The 16,686-nt window shown below is 66.7% G+C and carries 12 protein-coding genes; 8 read left to right on the plus strand and 4 right to left on the minus strand.

Annotated features, from left to right (window positions below; translation table 11 throughout):
- Positions 1–211: 211 nt before the first annotated feature.
- The 7 genes from BGP17_RS04830 (at position 212) to BGP17_RS04860 (ending at position 12,257) form a co-directional block, all read left to right on the plus strand.
- A complete protein-coding gene (locus tag BGP17_RS04830; RefSeq protein ID WP_167301578.1) occupies positions 212–1,090 on the plus strand; it encodes a hypothetical protein in 879 nt (292 codons plus the stop codon).
- A 310-nt stretch (positions 1,091–1,400) separates the two neighbouring features.
- Positions 1,401–2,501, plus strand: a complete 1,101-nt coding sequence (locus tag BGP17_RS04835) for a hypothetical protein (RefSeq protein ID WP_286711184.1) — start codon at positions 1,401–1,403, stop codon at positions 2,499–2,501.
- Complete coding sequence (locus BGP17_RS04840; RefSeq protein ID WP_167301580.1) at positions 2,498–3,511, plus strand: hypothetical protein; 1,014 nt, start codon at positions 2,498–2,500, stop codon at positions 3,509–3,511. Before BGP17_RS04835 ends, BGP17_RS04840 begins: the two co-directional genes overlap by 4 nt.
- A gap of 335 nt (positions 3,512–3,846) precedes the next feature.
- Complete coding sequence (locus BGP17_RS04845; RefSeq protein WP_286711185.1) at positions 3,847–4,197, plus strand: GNAT family N-acetyltransferase; 351 nt, start codon at positions 3,847–3,849, stop codon at positions 4,195–4,197.
- Positions 4,198–4,533: 336 nt separating this feature from the next.
- Positions 4,534–5,826 (plus strand): S41 family peptidase, encoded by a 1,293-nt coding sequence (locus BGP17_RS04850; protein ID WP_286711186.1) that lies wholly within the window; start codon positions 4,534–4,536, stop codon positions 5,824–5,826.
- A gap of 404 nt (positions 5,827–6,230) precedes the next feature.
- Positions 6,231–8,903 (plus strand): aconitate hydratase AcnA, encoded by a 2,673-nt coding sequence (gene acnA / locus BGP17_RS04855; RefSeq protein ID WP_286711187.1) that lies wholly within the window; start codon positions 6,231–6,233, stop codon positions 8,901–8,903.
- 327 nt (positions 8,904–9,230) lie between these two features.
- Positions 9,231–12,257, plus strand: coding sequence for a TonB-dependent receptor plug domain-containing protein (locus BGP17_RS04860; RefSeq protein ID WP_286711188.1), 3,027 nt, complete (start codon positions 9,231–9,233; stop codon positions 12,255–12,257).
- A 97-nt stretch (positions 12,258–12,354) separates the two neighbouring features.
- Here BGP17_RS04860 and BGP17_RS04865 read toward each other — a convergent pair whose 3' ends face one another.
- Genes BGP17_RS04865 through BGP17_RS04875 form a run of 3 tightly spaced genes read right to left on the minus strand, consistent with a single transcriptional unit; the run spans position 12,355 to position 15,129 of the window.
- Positions 12,355–12,822, minus strand: a complete 468-nt coding sequence (locus tag BGP17_RS04865) for an FKBP-type peptidyl-prolyl cis-trans isomerase (protein WP_286711189.1) — start codon at positions 12,820–12,822, stop codon at positions 12,355–12,357.
- Between the two features lie 12 nt (positions 12,823–12,834).
- Positions 12,835–13,704 (minus strand): S-methyl-5'-thioadenosine phosphorylase, encoded by an 870-nt coding sequence (locus tag BGP17_RS04870; RefSeq protein ID WP_167301586.1) that lies wholly within the window; start codon positions 13,702–13,704, stop codon positions 12,835–12,837.
- Positions 13,705–13,707: 3 nt separating this feature from the next.
- The gene (locus BGP17_RS04875; protein WP_286711190.1) at positions 13,708–15,129 is read right to left on the minus strand and encodes an amino acid permease; all 1,422 of its coding nucleotides are present in this window, start codon (positions 15,127–15,129) and stop codon (positions 13,708–13,710) included.
- A gap of 168 nt (positions 15,130–15,297) precedes the next feature.
- On the opposite strand from BGP17_RS04875, the gene BGP17_RS04880 reads away from it, so the two are divergent.
- Positions 15,298–15,789: a rhodanese-like domain-containing protein gene (locus BGP17_RS04880; RefSeq protein WP_286711191.1), complete on the plus strand. Its 492-nt coding sequence runs from the start codon at positions 15,298–15,300 to the stop codon at positions 15,787–15,789.
- Positions 15,790–15,793: 4 nt separating this feature from the next.
- On the opposite strand, the gene BGP17_RS04885 is transcribed toward BGP17_RS04880, so the two are convergent.
- Positions 15,794–16,606, minus strand: a complete 813-nt coding sequence (locus BGP17_RS04885; protein WP_286711192.1) for a Cif family virulence factor — start codon at positions 16,604–16,606, stop codon at positions 15,794–15,796.
- Between the last annotated feature and the right edge of the window lie 80 nt (positions 16,607–16,686).

Genomic DNA, 16,686 nt, shown 5'->3' on the forward strand with positions numbered 1-16,686 from the left:
CGCGGGCAAGGGCCGGTTGAGGCCTCGCCAGGCCGAACATGGTTACCCGATTGGACGGTTTCGGCTGATTTTCCTCGGGAATCCGCCATTTCCTGCTACTCAAATTGGCGAAATAGCGCGTCCCCGGGCTAGCTGCCGGCGCCCGCAACGGCGAGTATCGGCGCAGAGCATGTCGATCCGCCTGCCTCCCGATCCCCCGCCGATCCGGCTCATGACCCGCTTGCTCGCCGAGCTGCAGACGACGGTGCTGGCGCGCGCGATCCGCCTGTTCGACGGCGATCTCGACCGGGTGACGATCTTCGCCGTGATCACGCGCGACACCTATCCCTTCGGCACGCGCGAGGGGCTGGCGCCCACCGTTTCCCCCCACTCGCTCGCCATGTCGCTGTCGCGCCCCTACGAGACGGTGCGCCGCCACGTGCACGCGCTGGTCGATGCCGGCTGGTGCGAGCGCGGCGTGGACGGCGTCCATGCCAGCCACGCCGAGCTCCGCGCGCCCGCGCTCGCCGAGTTCCTCACGCTGGTCCATGACGCCGCCGTCCGCTTCGTCGCCGACATGGCGCGCGCCGGGGTGCCGATGCCGGAAGTGGGCACCGTACGCCCCTATCACCACGCCGCCGGCGTCCAGGCCGCGATCGACCTGATGCTCGCGGTGGTCGACACCAATCGGCGCACGCATCGCGACTGGCTCGAGCTGGTGCTGTTCTCGACCATCTATGCGGCCAATTCGCGCCTGCTCAACGCCGATCGCGAGCTTTCCTGGCATTATGCCGATGGCCGCAAGGAACCGCCGCCGGCGCTGCGCCGGCCGGTGCGCACCAGCGCGGTCGCCCGCGCGCTCGGCCTGCCCGAGGCGACGGTGCGCCGCCGCCTCGTCCACCTGCTTGCGGACGGCCGGGTCGAGCGGGTGGGCAAGAAGCTGCTCGTCTCCGAGGCCTGGCTCAACCGCCCCGAATCGATCGCGACCAGCGTCCGGAGCTTCTCCACCGTCCGGCTCCTGCTTGCGCGCCTGGGTGTAAACGGTTTCCCCCTCCACGACCCCGCCCGCGCCTATCTTGCCGGCCGGCCCGCACCGGTGGCGTTCGATTGAACCGGCGCGCGCGGTTCCGCCAAAATGGGCAACGTCCCGCTTGAGGACGGCGCCCCGCATGCCGATAGGCGGGGGCAGATCAAGGGACTTGGGCGGCCGCGGCACCGGTCGCCCCCACGCCGCACGGCGCCCGTGGCAACACGGGGGCCTGGCGGGCTGCCGGCGCCCACCGGCGGTCTCCATCGGTGGGCGCGGGCTTCGGCCCGCGCCCTAACCGGACGGACCGGTCGCGCCGCGCGCGAAGTCCGTCGCAGCCCGATTGCCCCTTCCGGCCGCTCCGGTCCTTGCGCATGGCCCGATGGAGGGATGCATGCGTCTTGTCGTGGCTGCGGCGATACTGGCAACGGGATGGGCGTCACCGGCCCTTGCCCAGGTCCCCGCGACGATCCCCGACCGGCCGCAGACCGGTGCCGCCTATGATCCCTATGGCCGCTGGGAAGTCCGCGCGCCGGAGGACCAGCCGGTCGAGACCACGCGGCTGCTGCGCGTCGAGGACGGGACGCCCTTCTACGAGAAGGGCGACTATGATTCGCCCGCGGTCGAATCGCGCCTGCTGCCGATCATCAAGGGCAGCAACCTGCCCGCCCGGGCCGGCCCGAAGAGCCCCTATCTGCCTGGCACCGACCTGCGCTTCGCCTATCACTATCTCATCGATTTCTGGCGCAGCTGGCCGCAGGCCAAGGTGCGCGGCGCGCCGGGCGAGTCCCGCACCGCGGCCGGTGCCGTGGCGCCGCGGCTCGCGCGCACTTCGGTGTTCGCCGACCCGGGCCTGCCCAAAGCGGCAGTCGACACCCTGTTCGCCCAGGCCGACGCCCTGTACCAGGCAGTGCTGAAGATGCCCGCGCTCCAGCGCGCCCAGGGCATGACGCTGCGCGGATCGGTGTGGATGACGCGCCGCAAGGACGTTGCCGGAGTCGAGGTCTACAGCTTCCGCCTGGTGATCGGCGCACCCGCGCTCCGCATCGGCGCGCCCGGAGCGACGCAGGGCAGCGACGGCCGCTGGCGCACGCCGGAGCAGGGGCACAATGCGGGCATCGCTATCACGTCCAACATCCCGCTGCGCGGCGGCCCGGCCTGGGGCCGCTACCACGGCACGCAAGTGGCGTTCCTGCCCGATTTCGCGGCGCTCGTCGTCGCCGGGGACCGGCCGACCCACGTCTCCGAATTCCGCGGCGGCGGCGGCAAGCAGGTGGAGAACCCCCGCTTCTTCGATCCCGCCCGGCCGAAGACCGACATCCAGATCCTCACCGTCGAGCCCGGGGCCAGCAACCCGGTCGACGCACGCTACGCCCATCAGGGCTCGCTTTCGCCGGACAGCATCCATGGCCGGCTGATCGCCGCCAGCTTCCTGCCGGACTGGCGCGCCCTGGTCGACGGCGTGAACAGCCCCGGAGCACCCCGCGCCCGATGAAGACGCTCGCCCTTTCCGCCGCCCTGCTGCTCCTCGTCCAGGACGGGGGCCTCACCCCGGTGCAGCCGCCCCAGGGGCTGCGCGAGCATCCTGTCCGCACCCCGGTCCCGCCCAATGCGGTGGCGCTGTCCGCCGGCGTCGCCCCGCCTCCGGGATCCGTCGCGCTCGAGCCCAACATGCCGGGCCATCGCCGCTTCCGGCCGCCGCTCTTCCCCGATGCCGGCTGGGACAGCCCGATGGCGGGCGCCACCAAGGACTATGCCGCCTATCTCGGCGTCTATTGGCGCGCGCCCTATCTCGCGCCGGCATCGGCGATGGCCGCCTATCCCGGGCTGGAGGTTCCCGGCTGGACCGCGCCGGGTCCGTACCGGGCCGACATCGCCCGCAGCCAGGCCCGGCCCGACGAGGAGGCGCTGTTCGAGCGCCGCATGGCCTTCCTCGCCGAGCGCGTGATGGCCTCGGCACCGTTCCGCGATCCGCACGGCACCAGCATCGAGCCGGAGCTGCTGGTCGAGGGCTATGGCAAGGAATTCGGCCCCAGGGCCCAGCCGGTCATGCGCGGCGCGATCACGTTCCGGCTCAACGTGATCCAGCCCAATACCGGCAGCAACGAACGCATCGGATCGCGCGTCCGCTCGCATCAGCCGGCCGTGTGGCTCAAGCTGTGGCTGAACCCGTCCTTCGCCAATTGCGAGCTGCCGCACGGGCAGACCGCGCGCGGCGTGCGCTGCCTCCAGTCGAGGGCCCGGCTGGCCTGGCGCGGCGCGAAACCGGCGGTCAGGCCGCTCGCGGCCGGGCTGCTCGGCCTCGATCCGGCGCTCTATGCCACCGGCGCGGGGGCAGCCGCGGACCTGCGGATGATCAAGGTGGAATATGGCGGCGGCACGGCGATGACCAGCGAGCTCGGCCGCGGCCGGCTGCATCCGCACGACCCGCTGGGCCGCGCGATCGGCGCCTGCCTCGCGCTCGACTGGCCGGCCCTGCTCGACCAGGCAGCGGCGATCGGATAGCCCGCGGCCGCCTCCCGGAGCCGCAACCGCGGCGTCGCTCCGAACGCACTCGCCATGCGCCGCCCGCGAAGACGCCGCAATTGGGCTGCAATCCGCGCCGAGCCTGCGCGCCGGAACGCCAGGGAAAACCGGCGGGAAGGAAGGGGGGATGGCCATGCTGGGCAAGCCGATGGCGGGATCGCGCGTCAGGCTGGCGCCGTTCGGGGAGGCGCATGTCGAGCCGCTGCGCGCGGCCTGTGCCGAGGATCCGGATATCTGGGAGATCTATCCGGTGAGCATGGTCGGCACGCATTTCGATCCGTCGCTGCGCTTCCTGCGCGCTGCCGGGCTGGACGATGTTCGCCGTGCTCGACGGGCACGGAAACGAAGGCGCCGCCGGCCGGCTGGTCGGCATGACGAGCTATATCCCGGTGCCGGGGACGGACGACGCGATCGAGATCGGCGCGACCTATATCGTGCCGGGGGTGCGCGGCGGGCCGTTCAACGCGGAGATGAAGCGGCTGATGATCGAGCGCGCCTTTGCCGGGGGCTATGCCGCGATCCAGTTCCGCATCGACACCCGCAACACCCGCTCCCGCCGCGCCGTCGAGAAGCTCGGGGCGGAGCTGGTGGAGGTGCGCGCGGCGGACCTTACCACCTGGACCGGATATGTGCGGGATACGGCGGTGTATCGGCTGGAGAAATGAGTGGGTTGGGCGGGGTGCTGGAAGCGGGCGCGCGACGACGATGCCGCCGCAATATGGGATGGACTACCCCCCGAATTCCGAAGACGATCGTTCATTGCAGATATCGAGATGATGTCATGGTGACGAAAGGGCACTCCGCAGATGAATTCAGCTCTAAGGAATGCGATCGCACTCCCGCTGTTAGCAGTGGCCCTTTGTGGAAACGGTCAGAGCGAGCCCGGGAAGCAGCAACCGACGATATATAGCCCAAAGGAATTGCAAGAAGACTATTCGGTTCTCAGAGCAGCCTTGGAGAATATGTATCCGAGCCTATATCGCTTCACCGACCGATCGATCATGAACAAGCTTCTAGACGACGGCTTCAGGTCATTGGACAAGCCCGAAACGGAGATCGAGTTCTATAAGCTCATCGCCACCATTTGCGCGAGAGTCCATGATGAGCACCTGATACCCAAACCGTCGGAGGGCTATTATCTCTCGCTAAAAGACACCCGCCATCACTTCCCTCTTTCCCTGAAGATCATCGATCGAAGGATATACGTTCTAACGGCCGCACAATCGGCCGGAACAATCCCCGTTGGATCTGAAATCATCTCTATAAACGGAAAATCGGCGGAAGAACTTCTCGGCATCCTACTTCCTACCATTCCTTCGGACGGCTATATTCAAAGCTTCGACCTTAGACACCTGGAAGATTACAGCATGACCGAAGAGGAAAATCTCTTCGATCTTAATTATCCGATCTTCGTGGAAAACACTGAATCTTATACGATAGAGTTCATAGATAGATCCGATCGATCCAAGATAAATGTAGCGACTATTTCCGGAATGGATGATCCCGACTACAAGAGATACTTCTATGGCAGAACAAAACTCGTCGCCCCGTTGGATTTCCGATACGTCAAGGGCGATATCGCATATCTACGCATATCGTCATTCCTAAGATGGCATAGAAATCGCTTCAAGCAAGACTTCTACGCACTGTATGACAGCATATTTAAAGAACTCAAAGAGAAACGCATCGATAACTTGATATTGGATTTACGTAACAATGAAGGCGGCGACGAAACCGGAGAGAAACTGCTGACCTATCTATTGGACAGGCCGTATCAGCATTTTGCATCCGCTGAGTTTAAGTTCGTGGGGCAGCCGCCGATGACCGCCCATCTGCAAAATGGCAACGACGTGTCTGTCGATGGCTCGTCAGTCTATCCGACGGATACCGGGATGTACGCGCTGAAGAAGACCTCCATGCCCCTGCTGAATGAGCAGCAGCCAGATGCGAATCATTTCAGAGGAAAGCTCTATGTTCTCATTAACGGCGCGACAGGTTCGATGGCATCGGTGGTTGCCGATTTTCTGAAGGGCAATCGCAAGGGGACATTCATAGGAGAAGAGAGTGGGGGCACGATGGAGGGCAACACGTCCCATCGCATCGCCAGACTTGTCCTCCCTCATTCCAAAATAAGGGTGGCCATCCCCTTGATGAAGACAGTGAATGCCGTTGCCTTCACAAAGGGACGGGGCGTTGATCCGGACTATCGAGTAAGCCCAAGGATCGACGATCTCGTGAATGGCGTCGATACTGAGCTCATGTTCGCCGTCGATTTGATCAAATCAAAGAAATGAATGGGAAAGGAAAGGCGCAGCCATGGCGTTATCTCGCCCGTGATGCGCTGATCCCATGCATCCGCGCGCACCGGGAAGATGCGCGACACCGCTTTCGAGATGACGCCGGATGCCCTGCGAGACCGCATTGCGCGCCAATGCCGATCCGCGCGGGAACCGGCGTCGTCCGCATGGGCGGCCATTTGCGATCCGCGTGCAAAGCGGCCCATCCGCTCCCCGCCCGAACCGGGGCCGGAGATTCCAGCCACCCGCCCCCAAACCCTCCCCTTCCCCCCGCCCCTCCCGCGTGCTAGCGGCACCCGCGAATCTTCGCATTCGCAGCACGCCGGTGCGCCCGCGCGGCCCTATAAGGGAGCCACGTCCCCCGAGCGCCCGGCCGGACAAAAGAAAGGACCCCGCGCCTCATGACCGCGATCGGCAACGATACCCTCGGCACCCGCGACACGCTCAGCGTCGGCACCGCCAGCTACGACTATTTCTCGCTGCCCAAGGCCGCGAAGAAGCTCGGCGACATCAGCCGCCTGCCCTTCTCGATGAAGGTGCTGCTCGAGAACATGCTGCGCTTCGAGGACGGCACCACCGTCACCCGCGAGGACGCCCAGGCGATCGTCGACTGGCAGAAGGACGCGCGCTCGAACCGCGAGATCCAGTATCGCCCGGCCCGCGTGCTGATGCAGGACTTCACCGGCGTGCCGTGCGTGGTCGACCTGGCGGCGATGCGCGACGCGATCACCAAGCTCGGCGGCGATGCCCAGAAGATCAATCCGCAGGTCCCCGTCCACCTCGTCATCGATCACTCGGTGATGGTCGACGAGTTCGGCACGCCCAAGGCGTTCGCGGACAATGTCGCTCTCGAATATGAGCGCAACGCCGAGCGCTACGAGTTCCTGAAATGGGGCTCCAAGGCGCTGAACAACTTCTCGGTGGTGCCGCCGGGCACCGGCATCTGCCACCAGGTGAACCTCGAATATATCGCCCAGTCGATCTGGTCGTCGAAGAATGCCGACGGTGCAACGATCGCCTATCCGGACACGCTGGTCGGCACCGACAGCCACACGACGATGGTCAACGGCTTGGGTGTCCTTGGTTGGGGCGTGGGCGGCATCGAGGCCGAGGCGGCAATGCTCGGCCAGCCGGTATCGATGCTCATCCCCGAAGTGGTCGGCTTCAAGCTGACCGGCAAGCTCGGCGAAGGCATCACCGCGACCGACCTGGTGCTCACCGTCACCCAGATGCTGCGCGCCAAGGGCGTCGTCGGCCGCTTCGTCGAATTCTATGGCCCCGGCCTGCACGCGATGACGCTGGCGGACCGCGCGACGATCGCCAACATGGCGCCCGAATATGGCGCGACCTGCGGCTTCTTCCCGATCGACGACAAGACGCTCGACTATATGCGCCTGACCGGCCGTCCGGACGAGACCGTCGCGCTGGTCGAGGCCTATGCCAAGGCCCAGGGCATGTGGCACGACGTCGACAGCGTCGAGCCGATCTTCACCGACACGCTGGAACTCGACATGAGCAGCGTGCGCCCGAGCCTCGCCGGCCCGAAGCGCCCGCAGGACCGCGTCAGCCTCGACAGCGTCGACGAAGTGTTCAACGGCGACCTGACCAAGGTGTACAAGAAGGACCATGCCGCGCGCGTGCCGGTCGAGGGCAAGGACCACGACATCGGCGACGGCGACGTGGTGATCGCGGCGATCACCTCCTGCACGAACACGTCGAATCCGTCCGTTCTGATCGCGGCCGGCCTCGTCGCCCGCAAGGCGCGCGAGAAGGGCCTGACCCGCAAGCCCTGGGTCAAGACCAGCCTCGCGCCGGGCTCGCAGGTGGTGACCGACTATCTGAACAAGACCGGTTTGAGCGAGGATCTCGACGCGATCGGCTTCAACCTGGTCGGCTATGGCTGCACCACCTGCATCGGCAATTCGGGCCCGCTGGCGGAGCCGATCTCGGCGGCGATCAACGGCAACGACATCGTCGCCGCCTCGGTCCTGTCGGGTAACCGCAACTTCGAGGGTCGCGTCTCGCCGGACGTGCGCGCGAACTTCCTCGCCTCGCCGCCGCTGGTGGTGGCCTATGCCCTCAAGGGCACGGTGACCGAGGACATGTACGAGACGCCAATCGGCCAGGGCTCGGACGGCGCGGACGTGTTCCTGAAGGACATCTGGCCGACGAACGAAGAGGTCGCGGGGCTGATCACCGCGAACATCGACGATGCGATGTTCCGCTCGCGCTACGCCAATGTCTATGCCGGCGACGATCACTGGCGGAAGATCAGCGTCGAGGGCTCGGACACCTATGGCTGGCCCGCCGGCTCGACCTACATCCACAACCCGCCCTATTTCGCGGGCATGACGATGACCCCCGCGCCGGTCACCGACATCCTCGAGGCCAAGCCCCTCGCCATCCTCGGCGATTCGATCACCACCGACCACATCTCGCCGGCCGGCTCGATCAAGGCGGACAGCCCGGCAGGCACGTTCCTGCAGGAGCATCAGGTTTCGAAGAAGGACTTCAACAGCTACGGCGCGCGCCGCGGCAATGACGAAGTCATGGTGCGGGGTACGTTCGCGAACATCCGCATCAAGAACGAGATGGTGCCCGGCATCGAGGGCGGCATGACCCGCTATGGCGGCCAGGTAATGCCGATCTACGACGCCGCGATGCGCCACAAGGCCGACGGCACGCCGCTCGTGATCGTCGCGGGCAAGGAATATGGCACCGGCTCCTCGCGCGATTGGGCGGCCAAGGGCACCAACCTGCTCGGCGTCCGCGCCGTGATCACCGAAAGCTTCGAGCGCATCCACCGCTCGAACCTGGTCGGCATGGGCATCCTGCCGCTCCAGTTCGCCGAAGGCGTGACTCGCGAGACGCTGAAGCTCAAGGGCGGCGACACCTTCACGATTCGAAACGTTGCGAGCCTCCGCCCGCGCCAGGACGTCGAAGTCGAGCTCACCCGCGAGGACGGCTCGAAGGAAACCTTCCTCACCCGTTGCCGGATCGATACCGTCAACGAGCTGGAATATTTCCTCAACGGCGGAATCCTGCAGTACGTGCTGCGCAAGCTCGCCGCCTGATCCGGCACGACAGGAAATATCGGGGGAGGGCGGCGACGCCCTCCCCCTTTTTGCGCCTGGACCGGGCGCTTGGAGGTTCGGGGCGCCGGCGCATGCCGGGCGGGCCGAAACGGCGGCGACACGTTACCCCCATTTCGGATGTGTTGCATTTCAGAAACACACAATGAAGAAACAGAGCAGCAACAATCTCTGGTGCTTTACACAAATCAGACACTCTCTAAATCCTCGCCACAACTTCGCCAACAGGCCCCAGGGGTGGGGGTGGCGAGGAATCGGGGGATTCCACCGACTGCCCTTGGGGCAGGACCAGGGAGAGTGAGGAAAATAATGCAGAAGACTCAGATCACACGCCTGCGCACCGGAGCGGCTCTGTCCGCCCTTGTGCTCGCGAGCTCGCTTTTTGCGGCGCCCGCGCTTGCGCAGGACGCGCCGGCCAGCACCGGCGCCACCGCCCCGCAGCAGGATGCTCCGTCCGGCGACGGCGACATCGTGGTCACCGGCACCATCTTCCGCCAGTCGGATACCCACACCGCATTGCCGGTGACGGTCATCACTGCCGAGAATCTGGAGCGCGCCGGCATCACCAACGTGACCGACGCGATCCGCTCGGCCTCGGCCGACGGCGCCGGCTCGATCGGTAACGGCTTCACCAGCGGCTTCTCGGCCGGCGGCGCCGCCGTGTCGCTGCGCAACCTCGGCGTGTCGTCCACCCTGGTGCTGGTCGACGGCCTCCGCTCGACGAACTTCCCGCTGAGCGACGACGGCCACAATTCCTATGTCGACCTCAACAGCATCCCGATGGTCAATGTCCAGCAGGTGCAGGTCCTCAAGGACGGCGCCTCGTCGCTGTACGGCGCGGACGCGATCGGCGGCGTGGTCAACATCATCACCCGCAAGCACATGACCGGCCTCGAGGCCGGCGTCGAAGGCGGCGCGACCCAGAAGGGCGACGGCGCGAAGTACCGCGCGAAGCTCCTCTTCGGCTATGGCGACTATGACACGCAGGGCTTCAACGTCTATATCGGCGGCGACTATGAATATGGCGGCCGCATCTCGGCCGCTTCGCGTGGCTTCCCCTTCGACACGCTCGACCTGCGTTCGATCGGCGGCAACGACAACAACCGCGCCGACGACACGCTGGGCACCGCGACCACCGATGCGATGGTCACGCGCACGCGCCAGACCGATCTCAACAATCCGCTCGCGGGTTCGGTGACGAACGCCACCACGCCGGCGATCTTCACTTCGCTGACGCCGCTCGCCAATTGCGCCTATGGCACCTATTCGGAGAACACCGCGCAGCGCGTCGGCTCGGCCTGCAGGCACGACAACACGCGGGAATATGCGCAGATCACGCCGCTGCAGGAGCGCTACGACGCCGTCGGCCGCCTGAGCTTCCGCCTCGGCGAGAATGTCGAGGGCTATATCGCGGGCAGCTATGCCCATAGCCGCGTCAACATCATCTCGCCGCCGCGCGCGATCCGCCAGACCCAGGCATTCGGCGGCTCGCCGGCGACGTCGACCACCAATCCGGGCATCGTGCTGCCGGTCTATATCTGCTCGTCGGGCGTCAACTGCGCGACTGCGGCCGATCGCCAGCTCAACCCGAACAACCCCTATGCGGCGGCCTATGCCAATGATCCGGCCAATGGTGCCGCGCGCATCTATTATCTGTTCGGCGACGTCCGTTCGGGCAGCGACCGCGTCAACGAAGTGTTCCGCGTGACCAGCGGCCTGCACGGCACCTTCGGCGACAGCTGGAACTGGAATGTCGAGGCGGGCTATTCGCGCGCCGACCTGAGCCTGACCCAATATGGCTGGGCCAATCTCAACGGGCTGATCAAGGCGATCAACACCGGCTCGTACAATTTCGTCAATCCGAGCCTCAACACCCAGGCGGTCCGTGATTCGGTGCTTCCGCCGATCAACGCACGCTCGAATTCGAGCGAGCTGACCGTGGACGCGTCGCTCAGCCGCACCCTCTTCGCGCTTCCGGGCGGCGACGTGCGGATGGCCGTCGGCGGCCAGTATCGCAAGGAGAAGCTGACCAACAACAGCGCCAACCCGAACCTCGACATCCCCGGCCTCTCGACCGCGCAGGCCTATGGCGACCGCTCGGTATGGGCCGGCTATTTCGAAGTCGACGTGCCGGTGCTGGACTCGCTCAACATCGACCTGTCCGGCCGCTACGATCACTATTCGACCGGTATCGGCCGCTTCTCGCCCAAGGCGACGGCGAAGTTCCAGCCGATCAAGCAGATCGCGATCCGCGGCACCTACTCCGAAGGCTTCCGCGCACCGACCTTCGCGGAATCGGACCCGCGCAGCTCCTATTCCGGCTTTGTCGGCTACACGCCGACCGGCGCGTTCCTGACCGCGCACGCGTCCAACCCGACCTACACCGCCCCGTACAGCCTGGGCCGTGGCTATGTCGGCAACGCCGCGATCAAGCCGGAAACGGCGCGCAGCTTCACGCTCGGCGCGATCTTCGAGCCGACTCCGTGGCTGAGCTTCACGGCTGACTATTTCAACGTGAAGAAGTCGAACCTGATCGTCACCGGCCCGCTGTCGTCGGACGCGGTCAACGCCTATTACTCGGTTGCGGGCCAGACCTTCGCTTCCGCCGCGGCCGCCGCCGCTGCGGGCTGCGCCAAGGTTGCCGCGGTCGGCGCCGGCTATTCGTGCAACGTGATCGACGGTGCGGATCCCTTCGCCCCCAACGCGCTGCCGCGTCTGCTCGTCGTCAACGCGCCCTATGTGAACACCGCCTATATGGTCATCGCCGGGCTCGAGTTCACTGCCGACGCGCGCATCAAGTTCAGCGAGAACTTCCGCTGGGAAAGCCGCGTCGATGTGCAGGAGACGATGAAGTACAATCTCAACCCGGGCGGCGGCGCCGCGGTGCAGCGTTACGCCGGCACCGTGGGTCCGCAGAGCCTGTCGTCGGGCGGCGGCACGCCGCGCTGGCGCGGCAACTGGCAGAACACCTTCACCTTCGACCAGTTCTCGCTCAGCACGACGACCTATTTCATCGGCTCGATGAAGGCGGTTGCGGCCGACCAGCCGAGCTCGGTCAACGGCGATACCTCGTGCGCTGCCTCGGCCATCTACAAGCCGACCACCGGCAATGCCGATTTCTGCCACATCAAGAGCTTCGTCTACACGGACGTGAATCTCACGGTGAAGGTCAACGACCAGTTCAGCTTCTTCGGCCTGGTGGGCAACGTCACGAACGCGCGCGCGCCGCTGTTCGCGAACACCGCCTATCCGAGCCAGGTGAACACGCTGACCTCGTGGCACGCGGCGGGCCTGATCGGCCGGACGTTCCGCGCCGGCGCGAACTTCAAGTTCTAACCGCAGGCACGGCAAAAATTTGGGGCGGTACCTTCGGGTACCGCCCCTTTTTTGTGCCCCGTCCAGGCGGACGCGCCACCCGGGAAATGCTTCCGGTTCAGCCGGCGGCGGGAACGCCGAGCAGCTCGATCTTGAACAGCAGCGTGGCGCCGCCGGGGATCGGCCCCTTGCCCTTGAAGCCATAGCCAAGGTCGGCGGGGATCGCGACTTCGAACGTGTCCCCCACGCCCATCAGCGGCACCGCGACCTGCCAGCCCTTGATCAGCATGCCGAGCGGGAAAGTCGCCGGCTCGCCGCGATCATAGGAGCTGTCGAACTTGGTGCCGTCGATGAAGGTGCCGGCATAATGGAGGGTGACCGTATCGGCCACCGTCGGGTGCTTGCCCGTGCCATCGCCCTTCACGCGGCGCCAGCGCAGCCCTTCCGGCGTGCTGTGCCAGCCGTCCGCGCCATTGAGCTTGGCCAGCGCCAGCATCTGCTGGCTCTGCCAGGCCATGTCCTGCGAACGATCGGGCGCAGGCGCATCCTGCGCGGCGAGCAGGGCGAGAGCGGCGAGAAACGACATGGCGGGGAATCCTTAGTTGGAGAGAGCGCGGCCGGCGACGGCGTCGAGCTTGCGTAGCAGATGCGGATCGCGCGCGTTCGGCGCGGTGATCAGCGCATAGTCGAGGCAGGTATCGATCGGCGAGGCTGGCCGCTCCTCGGGCAGGTTCCGGAGCAGGTGCATCACCAGCTTGCGCGCCTTGTCGGCATTGGTGCCGAGCTGGGCGATCACCGTGGCGACGTCGACTGCCTCCTCGCCCTCGCGCCAGCAATCATAGTCGGTGACCATGCCGACCAGCGCATAGGGCAGCTCGGCTTCGCGAGCGAGCTTGGCCTCGGGCATGCCGGTCATGCCGATGATGTGGCAGCCCCAGCTGCGATAGAGATGGCTCTCGGCGCGAGTCGAGAATTGCGGCCCCTCCATCGCCAGATAGGTGCCGCCGGCATGGGTAGTGGCGCCCGCCGCCCGAGCCGCATCCGCCGCCAGCGCAGAGAGGCGCGGGCAGACCGGATCGGCCATCGAGACATGCGCGACCAGCCCTGCGCCGAAGAAGCTCGAGGGCCGGCCCTTGGTCCGGTCGATGAACTGGTCGGCGATGGTGAAGGTGCCCGGCGCCCGCTCCTCGGCCAGCGAGCCGACCGAGGAGATGGCGAGCACGTCGGTCACCCCCAGGCGCTTCAGCACGTCGATATTGGCGCGGACGTTCAGGTCCGACGGCGAGATGCGGTGCCCGCGGCCATGGCGCGGCAGGAACACCACGCGGACATGCCCCACCCGGCCGACGAAGCAATCGTCCGAGGGCTTGCCCCAGGGGCTCTCGGTCGAGATCCATTCGCCGCCCTCGATGCCTTCGACATCATAGAGCCCCGATCCGCCGATGATCCCGATCGTCCAGCCGCCCATCGCCTACCCCTTTGCTGCGTTGCGGCGTGCATAGGCGAAGTAGACGACCAAACCCAAGAGGTTCCAGACGCCGAACGCGACCTGCGTCTGATGCGGCAGGCTGAGGAAGAGATAGAGACAGCCGAAGATCGCGCCGAGCCCGACGACCCAGGCCGCCGGCGTGCGGAACGGGCGCACGGCGTCGGGCACGCGGCGGCGCATGACCAACAGGCAGAGCCCCACCGCGGCGAAGGCGGTCAGCGTCCCGGCATTGGCGAGCGCGGCGATCTCGTCGATCGGGAAGAAGGCGGCGAAGAAGCTCACCACACCGGCGGTGAAGACGGTGATGCGCACCGGCGTGCCGCGCTTCGAGACCTTGGCCAGGCTCTCGGGCAACATCCGATCGCGGGCCATCACGAAGAAGATGCGGCTCTGGCCATAGAGGAAGCCGAGAATCACGGTGGGCAGCGCGATCACCGCGCTGGCCGCCAGGAACGTCGCGACGCCCGGCTGGCCGACTTCGCGCAGGATCAGCGCCAGCGGCTCGGGGCTGTTGGTGAAGCGCGTATAGCTGAGCGCGCCCACCGCGGCGACGGCGACGACCATGTAGATCGCGACGCAGACCACCATCGAGCCGACGATGCCGATGGCAAGGTCGCGCCCCGGATTCTTGGCTTCCTCGGCAGCGGTGGAGATCGCATCGAAGCCGTAGAACGCGAAGAAGATGATCGCCGCGGCGGCCATCACGCCCCGTTCCACGCCGTCGGGGCCCATATGCTTGGTGAAGCCGAACGGGCTGAACGGCTCCAGATTGGCGGCGTTGAAATAGGGCAAGGCGACGGCGACGAACACGGCGAGCGCGATCAGCTTCACCACCACGAGGATGGCGTTGATCGTGGCGCTCTCGCGCGTACCGACGCAGAGCAGCCCGGCGACGACCGCGACGATGAACAGCGCCGGCACGTTCACGCCCCATTCGACCACCTGCCAGCCCGCCATCCTGGGCCCATGCGACAAGGCGGCGGGCAGGTGCACGCCGATCCCCTCGAGGAAACCATGCGTATAGCCCGACCAGCCGACCGCCACGGTGGCCACCACCAGCGTATATTCGGCAAGCAGGCTCCAGCCGACCACCCAGGCGACGATCTCGCCCAGCGACGCATAGCTATAGGTATAGGCGCTGCCCGAGGCGGGGATCATCGTCGCCATCTCGGCATAGGCCAGCGCGGCGCAGGCGCAGATCGCCCCCGCGACGACGAAGGAGAGGATCACCGCCGGCCCGGCACGATCCGCGCCGACACCGATCAGGGTGAGGATGCCGGTCCCCACGATCGCCCCCACGCCGAGCGCGACGAGATGCGGCCAGGAAAGCGTGCGCGCGAGCCGGTGCTCGGGCGGGCGGTCTTCCTCCGCGACGATCTGCTTCAACCGGAACAGGCTGGCCATCGATACTCCCCTATCTCTTTGGGAGAGTGGTGTAGCGCGGCGGAGGGCCGGCGCAACTTTGTTTCGCACGCCCTCCCCCTCCCCGGGGAGTGGGAGAAATGCCGTTCAGCCTTCCGTCAGCCGAAGGGCGCGATCGTTCCGCGTCCGACCCCGCCTGGGAGAACGCCCGTGCTGCTGCTCACCGCCCTCGCGCTCGCCTTGAGCGTGCCGCAGGATTCGCCCGCCAATCCGCAGATCGACTATGCCGCCTTCACCACCCTGACGCATGACGTGCGTGCGCTGCGGGCCGGGCGCCTTCTGCCCTTTGCGCGCTTCCAGGCGATGGCGGGGGAGAAAGGCGCACTGCTGCTCGACGCCCGCTCGAAGGACGCTTTCGCGCGCGGCCACATCGCCGGCGCGGTCAACCTGCCGCTCACCGATTTCACCGCGGAATCGCTGGCGGCGGCGATCGGGCCGAACCGGAACCGCCCGATCCTGATCTATTGCAACAACAATTTCTCGAACCATCGCGCGCCGGTTCCGCTCAAGGCGGCGCCGCTCGCGCTCAACATCCAGACCTTCATCAACCTTGTCGGCTATGGCTATGAGAATGTCTGGGAGCTTGGCGACGTATTGAATTTCGACGATCCGAAGGTCGGCTGGGTCGCGTCGCCGGCCTGATCCATCAGGGCCGGCGCGGCGTCGGCGCGAACTGGTCGACGAGCAGCCGCCATCCGGCGGCTCCATGATGCCAGACGCGGACATAGTGCCCGATGCGCACGCCGCCATCCTCGACCTGGCCATAGCTATAGGCAAGATCGCCCGCGGAGGACCGTCCGCCGCCAAGGCGCTTGCCGGCCCCCTTCGGCCCGCGCGCGGCCAGCGCGACACCCGCTTCGCCGATCGCCGGCGGCGCGCCGGCGCGCAGCACCCGCCCGTCGGCCGCCAGGAATCCGGCCAGCGCCGAGATATCGGCGTCGAGCCGCTGCTCGACCGCGGCGAGATCCTCGCTGTGCGCCGGCGCCCCCGGATCGCCGAGCCGCGCCACCCGCGCCGGCATCGCCACCGCGCCTGCAGCAAGAGGCGGGGAACCCGAATCGATCAACCAGCGCCAGTCGCCGTCCTTGCCCCGGTGCCAGATGGTGAAGAACTGGCCGTGCGACACGCGATCGCCGCGCCGCATGACATAGGGGCCAGTGGTGAAGCCCAGGTCTCCCGATCGGGCAATGCCGGCGGCTTCGGGTTGCCACTCCAGCCGGGCGCCCGGCGCATCCGTCTGCCTGGCGAGTTCGGGCGCCGCCGGGCGCGGCGCGGGCGAAATCAGCAGCCCGTCGGGCGAGACATGCGCGCGGAAGGCAGGGGTGATCCCCAATGTCGTGGCATCGGCGGCAAAGCGCCGCTCGGCGGCGACGAGCGTCTCGAAATCGTCGCCCGCCGGAGCATTGGCCAGGGCGAGCAGCGCGGTGGCGGCAAGCGCCCGGATCCTGGGCTTCGGCATGGGCGGTCTCCAACTCGTCTTCGCTCGTCTCGTCCAAGGCCGGTAGGCCCGCGCGCCACCGCATCCTTCTCCTTCGCGAT

The organism is Sphingomonas sp. 67-41 (assembly GCF_001899725.1).
Classification (GTDB): domain Bacteria; phylum Pseudomonadota; class Alphaproteobacteria; order Sphingomonadales; family Sphingomonadaceae; genus Sphingomonas; species Sphingomonas leidyi.

Coding starts and splice junctions, on each gene's coding strand:
- BGP17_RS04830 (WP_167301578.1), top strand. CDS start 212: ATGACCCGCTTGCTCGCCGAGCTGCAGACGACGGTGCTGGCGCGCGCG.
- BGP17_RS04835 (WP_286711184.1), top strand. CDS start 1,401: ATGCGTCTTGTCGTGGCTGCGGCGATACTGGCAACGGGATGGGCGTCA.
- BGP17_RS04885 (WP_286711192.1), bottom strand. CDS start 16,606: ATGCCGAAGCCCAGGATCCGGGCGCTTGCCGCCACCGCGCTGCTCGCC.
- BGP17_RS04865 (WP_286711189.1), bottom strand. CDS start 12,822: ATGTCGTTTCTCGCCGCTCTCGCCCTGCTCGCCGCGCAGGATGCGCCT.
- BGP17_RS04870 (WP_167301586.1), bottom strand. CDS start 13,704: ATGGGCGGCTGGACGATCGGGATCATCGGCGGATCGGGGCTCTATGAT.
- BGP17_RS04860 (WP_286711188.1), top strand. CDS start 9,231: ATGCAGAAGACTCAGATCACACGCCTGCGCACCGGAGCGGCTCTGTCC.
- BGP17_RS04840 (WP_167301580.1), top strand. CDS start 2,498: ATGAAGACGCTCGCCCTTTCCGCCGCCCTGCTGCTCCTCGTCCAGGAC.
- BGP17_RS04850 (WP_286711186.1), top strand. CDS start 4,534: ATGAACAAGCTTCTAGACGACGGCTTCAGGTCATTGGACAAGCCCGAA.
- BGP17_RS04875 (WP_286711190.1), bottom strand. CDS start 15,129: ATGGCCAGCCTGTTCCGGTTGAAGCAGATCGTCGCGGAGGAAGACCGC.
- acnA (WP_286711187.1), top strand. CDS start 6,231: ATGACCGCGATCGGCAACGATACCCTCGGCACCCGCGACACGCTCAGC.
- BGP17_RS04845 (WP_286711185.1), top strand. CDS start 3,847: ATGTTCGCCGTGCTCGACGGGCACGGAAACGAAGGCGCCGCCGGCCGG.